This is a genomic window from Cupriavidus sp. FW305-3-2-15-C-LB2, from assembly GCF_058787575.1.
The window spans coordinates 1-4,922 of sequence record NZ_JBYSZW010000106.1 but is presented as its reverse complement, the minus strand read 5'-3'; the positions used below and the strand labels follow the sequence as shown (position 1 = coordinate 4,922).

The window sequence follows — 4,922 nt, the reverse complement described above, 5'->3', positions numbered from 1 at the left end:
GGGCGGGGCAGCGCCGAATCGGTCTGCCTGCTGATGTACCAGGCGCCGCTGTCGCCGACCGCGCGCGAGCGCCTGGCGACCATGCGCGAGACCACCGACGGCTTCGAGATCGCCCGGCGCGACCTGGAAATCCGCGGCCCGGGCGAGTTCCTGGGTGCGCGCCAGTCCGGCGAAGCGATGTTGCGCTTTGCCGACCTGCAGACCGACGCGTGGCTGGTGGAATACGCGCAGGAGGCGGCCGAACTGATGCTGGCGCGCTACCCGGAAGCGGTGGAAGCGCACCTTTCGCGCTGGCTGGGTGGGCGCGAGCACTACCTCAAGGCTTGATCGCGGGCTGGTTTTTCGACGGGATGTGCGCCATTCAGCGCACCCGCCAGTCCGCTGCGGGCTATTCGGGCTGGCGCTCTGACAGAAGCGGCAATCGAAGGTAAAATCTATCGCCTACCGGAAACTGATAAGTCATGACGCTCACCGAACTCAAGTACATCGTCGCCGTGGCGCGCGAGCGCCATTTCGGCCGGGCCGCCGAAGCCTGCTTTGTGTCGCAGCCGACGCTGTCGGTCGCGATCAAGAAGCTGGAAGACGAACTCAACGTGCAGATTTTCGAGCGCGGCACCTCCGAGGTGTCGGTGACGTCGGTCGGCGAGCAGATCGTGGCGCAGGCCCAGCGCGTGCTTGAACAGACCATGGCCATCCGCGAGATCGCCAAGCAGGGCAAGGACCCGCTTGCGGGTCCGCTGCGCGTGGGCGTGATCTACACCATCGGGCCGTACCTGCTGCCGTCGCTGGTCAAGCAGATGATCGAGACCGTGCCGCAGATGCCGCTGATGCTGCAGGAGAACTACACCCACAAGCTGATCGAGCTGCTCAAGCAGGGTGAGATCGACTGCGCGGTGATGGCCGAGCCGTTCGCGGATTCGGGCCTGACTGTGCGCCCGCTCTATGACGAACCCTTTGTCGTCGCCGTGCCGCGCGGCCACCAGCTGGCGCAGGCGCACTCCATCGACCCCGATGAACTGAAGCAGCAGACCATGCTGCTGCTGGGCAGCGGCCACTGCTTCCGCGACCATGTGCTGGGCGTGTGCCCGGAGCTGTCGCGCTTCTCGCAGGCGGCCGACGGCATCCAGAAGACCTTCGAGGGCTCGTCGCTGGAAACCATCCGCCATATGGTGGCCAGCGGGGTTGGCATCACCGTGCTGCCGCGCACCTCGGTGCCCGACATGAAGGCCAAGGGCGACATGCTGTCCTATGTGCCGTTTGCCGATCCGGTGCCCGACCGGCGCGTGGTGCTGGCCTGGCGCAAAAGCTTCACCCGCCTGCCGGCCATGGAAGCGCTGGCCAATGCCGTGGCCGCGTGCGAACTGGCCGGCGTGCGCAAGCTGGGCGCCAAGGAGCTGGCCGAAGCGGCCTGATCTTCCTGCCCCCACAGTACAGGCATTTCCCTCGGCCGCACCGGAGATTCCGCTGCGGCCGTTGTCATTTCCGGCCCCGCAACGGGGTATTTCAGGGACCTGTCTTCGGGCGGTCACCTTCCGCTGCGATAAGTTGCAGAAATCCCAGATAGATTTGACCTAATGCATAGGTATAAATAATTGAATTCTCAATTCGATAGATCGTTGGTAGGCTGACTCCTGTCGATGCAGATGGCATCGACCTGAGACAGGAACCAATGATGAGCACCAGCGCCCAGTTCTCTCCGACAACAATCAACGGGCGCCCGTTTCCCCTCCGCGTGGGGCGCTGCCTGCTCGATTGCCTTGCCTGCTATGCCGCCGCGCTCTGATGCGGCGTTCCCTTTCAGCCTACCCACAAAGAGGAAAAGATGAGCAAGAAGGACACCCTTACCACTGCCGCCGGCGCACCCGTCGCCGACAACCAGAACGCGCAGACGGCCGGTCCGCGCGGCCCGATGCTGCTGCAGGATGTCTGGTTCCTCGAAAAGCTGGCCCACTTCGACCGCGAGGTCATCCCCGAGCGGCGCGTGCATGCCAAGGGCTCGGGCGCTTATGGCACGCTCAAGGTCACCCACGACATCACCAGGTACACCAAGGCTTCGGTCTTTGCCCAGGTCGGCAAGGAGACGCCGCTGTTCATCCGCTTCTCGACCGTGGCCGGCGAGCGCGGCGCGGCCGATGCCGAGCGCGACGTGCGCGGCTTCTCGATCAAGTTCTACACCGACGAAGGCAACTGGGACGTGGTCGGCAACAATACCCCGGTGTTCTTCGTGCGCGACCCGCTCAAGTTCCCGGACTTTATCCACACGCAGAAGCGCAATCCGCGCACCAACCTGCGCGACCCGATCGCGGTGTGGGACTTCTGGTCGCGCCATCCGGAATCGCTGCACCAGGTCACCATCCTGATGAGCGACCGCGGTCTGCCGCAGAACTACCGCCAGATCCACGGCTTCGGCTCGCACACGTACTCGTTCATCAACGCGAACAACGAGCGCTTCTGGGTCAAGTTCCACTTCAAGTCGCAGCAGGGCATCGCCAACTGGACCAATGAAGAAGCGGCCAAGGTCGTGGCAACGGACCGCGAAAGCGCGCAGCGCGACCTGTTCGAGAACATCGAGACAGGCAATTTTCCGCGCTGGAACCTGCGCGTCCAGGTCATGCCGGAGGCCGATGCGGCCAAGTACCACATCAATCCGTTCGACCTGACCAAGGTCTGGCCGCACAAGGACTACCCGCTGATCGACGTGGGCGTGCTCGAGCTCAACCGCAACCCGGATAACTACTTTGCCGAGGTCGAGCAGGTGGCGATGAATCCGGCCAATATCGTGCCGGGCATCGGCTTCTCGCCCGACAAGATGCTGCAGGGGCGGCTGTTCTCGTACGGCGACACGCAGCGCTACCGCCTGGGGATCAACCACAACCAGATCCCGGTGAATGCGCCGAAATGCCCGTTCCACAACAGCTTCCACCGTGACGGCGCGATGCGCGTGGACGGCAACCAGGGAGGCAAGCTCAACTACGAGCCCAACCGCGAAGGCGCCTACGCCGCCAGCGAACGCGCGATCGAGCCGCCGCTGGCACTGGATGGTGCCGCCGACCACTGGGACCACCGCGTCGACCCGGACTACTACAGCCAGCCCGGCGCGCTGTTCCGCCTGTTCGACGAAGGCCAGCGCCAGCGCCTGTTCGCCAATATCGCGGCGGCGATGCAGGGCGTGCCTGAGGCGATCGTGCGCGTGCAGCTGGAGCACTTCTCCAAGGCCGACCCGGCCTACGGCGAGGGCGTGAAGCGCGCGCTCAACCTGAAGTAAGCGGCAGCCTGGCGCGGCGCCCCTGGCGGGATGCCGCGCCGCGGAGAACGATGATGGCGATGATCCGGTTGTTTATCCAAGAGTGGCGACAGCTGTGGCATGACGGGCACGACCAGCCCGGGCGCGCCGATGCCGCGCGGCTGCGCCACAAGCTGTGGCGCAAGGAAATCGGCGCCGCCGTGATCGTGCTCGGCGCGACCGTGATGTTCAGCGAGGTGGCCCGGGGTTTGGCCGGGATTGCCGGCTAGTGCAATAATGCGGGTACTGCGCCGCCCGGCCCCAAAACATGGCAAGCGCCGGCGGCGCCCCTCGTGGCTTTACCAGAACGGAGCGTATTTACCATGGCAAAGAAGAATGAGATGAGCGTGAATATCGGTATTTCCGACAAGGACCGCAAGAAGATCGCGGAAGGCCTGTCCAAGCTGCTGGCGGACACCTACACCCTCTACCTCAAGACCCATAACTTCCACTGGAACGTGACGGGTCCCATGTTCAATACGCTGCATCTGATGTTCGAGACCCAGTACACCGAGCTGGCGCTCGCCGTGGACTCGATCGCCGAGCGTATCCGCGCGCTGGGCTACCCGGCACCGGGCACCTACAAGGAATACGCCCGCCTGTCTTCGATCGCGGAGGAAGAGGGCGTGCCCGAGGCCACCGAAATGATCCGCAAGCTGGTCGAAGGCCAGGAAGCCGTGGTGCGCACCGCGCGTTCGCTGTTCCCGGTGATCGACGCCGCCGGCGACGAACCGTCGGCCGACCTGCTGACCCAGCGCATGCAGACGCACGAAAAGACCGCGTGGATGCTGCGCGCGATGCTGGCCTGAGGCCAGCTTGCCACCTCCGGCTGCCCTTCAGTAGCGGCCGGCACTGCGCGTCGCAACCGTCCGGGCTGCGGCGCGTTTTCATTGAATCCTCCTTCCCGGATCCGCGCAGTGCAGACCCTCTCGCCGTTGCCCCCCACGCCCATGCTTGAACGCCTTTCCCTCTACGCGCGCCTGGTGCGCATCGACAAGCCGATCGGCACGCTGCTGCTGCTGTGGCCGACGCTGTGGGCCATGTGGATGGCCGCGGGCGGGCCGCCGGCGTGGGGGCTGTTCTGGATCTTCGTGGCGGGCACCTTTCTGATGCGCTCGGCTGGCTGCGCCATCAACGACTGGGCGGACCGCGACTTCGACAAGCACGTCAAGCGCACCAGGGAACGGCCGCTGACCGCGGGCAAGATTGCAGCGTGGGAAGCGCTGGCCGTCGCCGCCGTGCTGGCGCTGGTGGCTTTTGCGCTGGTGTTGCCGCTCAATGCGCTGACCAAATGGCTGGCGGTGGTGGCGGCGGTGGTGGCCGGCACTTACCCGTTCTTCAAGCGCTTCTTTGCGATTCCGCAGGCTTATCTCGGCATCGCGTTTGGCTTTGGTATCCCGATGGCGTTTGCCGCGATCCAGGACCAGGTGCCGCCGGTGGCGTGGCTGATGCTGCTGGCCAATGTGTTCTGGGCGGTGGCGTATGACACGGCTTATGCGATGGTCGATCGTGACGACGACCTCCTGATCGGCATGAAGACTTCGGCCATTACCTTTGGCCGCTTCGACGTGGCGGCGATCATGCTCTGCTATGCCGCGTTCCTGGCGCTGATGGCGTGGGCGGGGGTGCTGCTGGGGCT

General features: G+C 65.0%; 5 protein-coding genes and 1 pseudogene. All 6 read left to right on the top strand.

Annotated features, from left to right (window positions below; genetic code table 11):
* A pseudogene (locus tag AC3WRR_RS35975) lies at positions 1 to 327 on the top strand (ATP-dependent DNA helicase RecG); the annotation flags it as partial.
* Between the two features lie 134 nt (positions 328 to 461).
* Positions 462 to 1,412 (top strand): LysR substrate-binding domain-containing protein, encoded by a 951-nt coding sequence (locus AC3WRR_RS35970; RefSeq protein ID WP_492294996.1) that lies wholly within the window; start codon positions 462 to 464, stop codon positions 1,410 to 1,412.
* A 410-nt stretch (positions 1,413 to 1,822) separates the two neighbouring features.
* On the top strand, positions 1,823 to 3,265 hold the full coding sequence (locus AC3WRR_RS35965; RefSeq protein ID WP_492299558.1) for a catalase: 1,443 nt from the start codon (positions 1,823 to 1,825) through the stop codon (positions 3,263 to 3,265).
* Positions 3,266 to 3,315: 50 nt separating this feature from the next.
* Positions 3,316 to 3,513 carry a hypothetical protein gene (locus AC3WRR_RS35960; RefSeq protein ID WP_041687510.1) on the top strand — a complete coding sequence of 66 codons (198 nt, stop codon included), beginning with the start codon at positions 3,316 to 3,318 and terminating at the stop codon, positions 3,511 to 3,513.
* A gap of 93 nt (positions 3,514 to 3,606) precedes the next feature.
* Positions 3,607 to 4,092, top strand: a complete 486-nt coding sequence (locus AC3WRR_RS35955; RefSeq protein WP_010815054.1) for a Dps family protein — start codon at positions 3,607 to 3,609, stop codon at positions 4,090 to 4,092.
* Between the two features lie 141 nt (positions 4,093 to 4,233).
* Positions 4,234 to 4,922, top strand: a 689-nt coding sequence (gene ubiA / locus AC3WRR_RS35950; RefSeq protein ID WP_492299557.1) for a 4-hydroxybenzoate octaprenyltransferase, incomplete at its 3' end; no start/stop codon positions are given.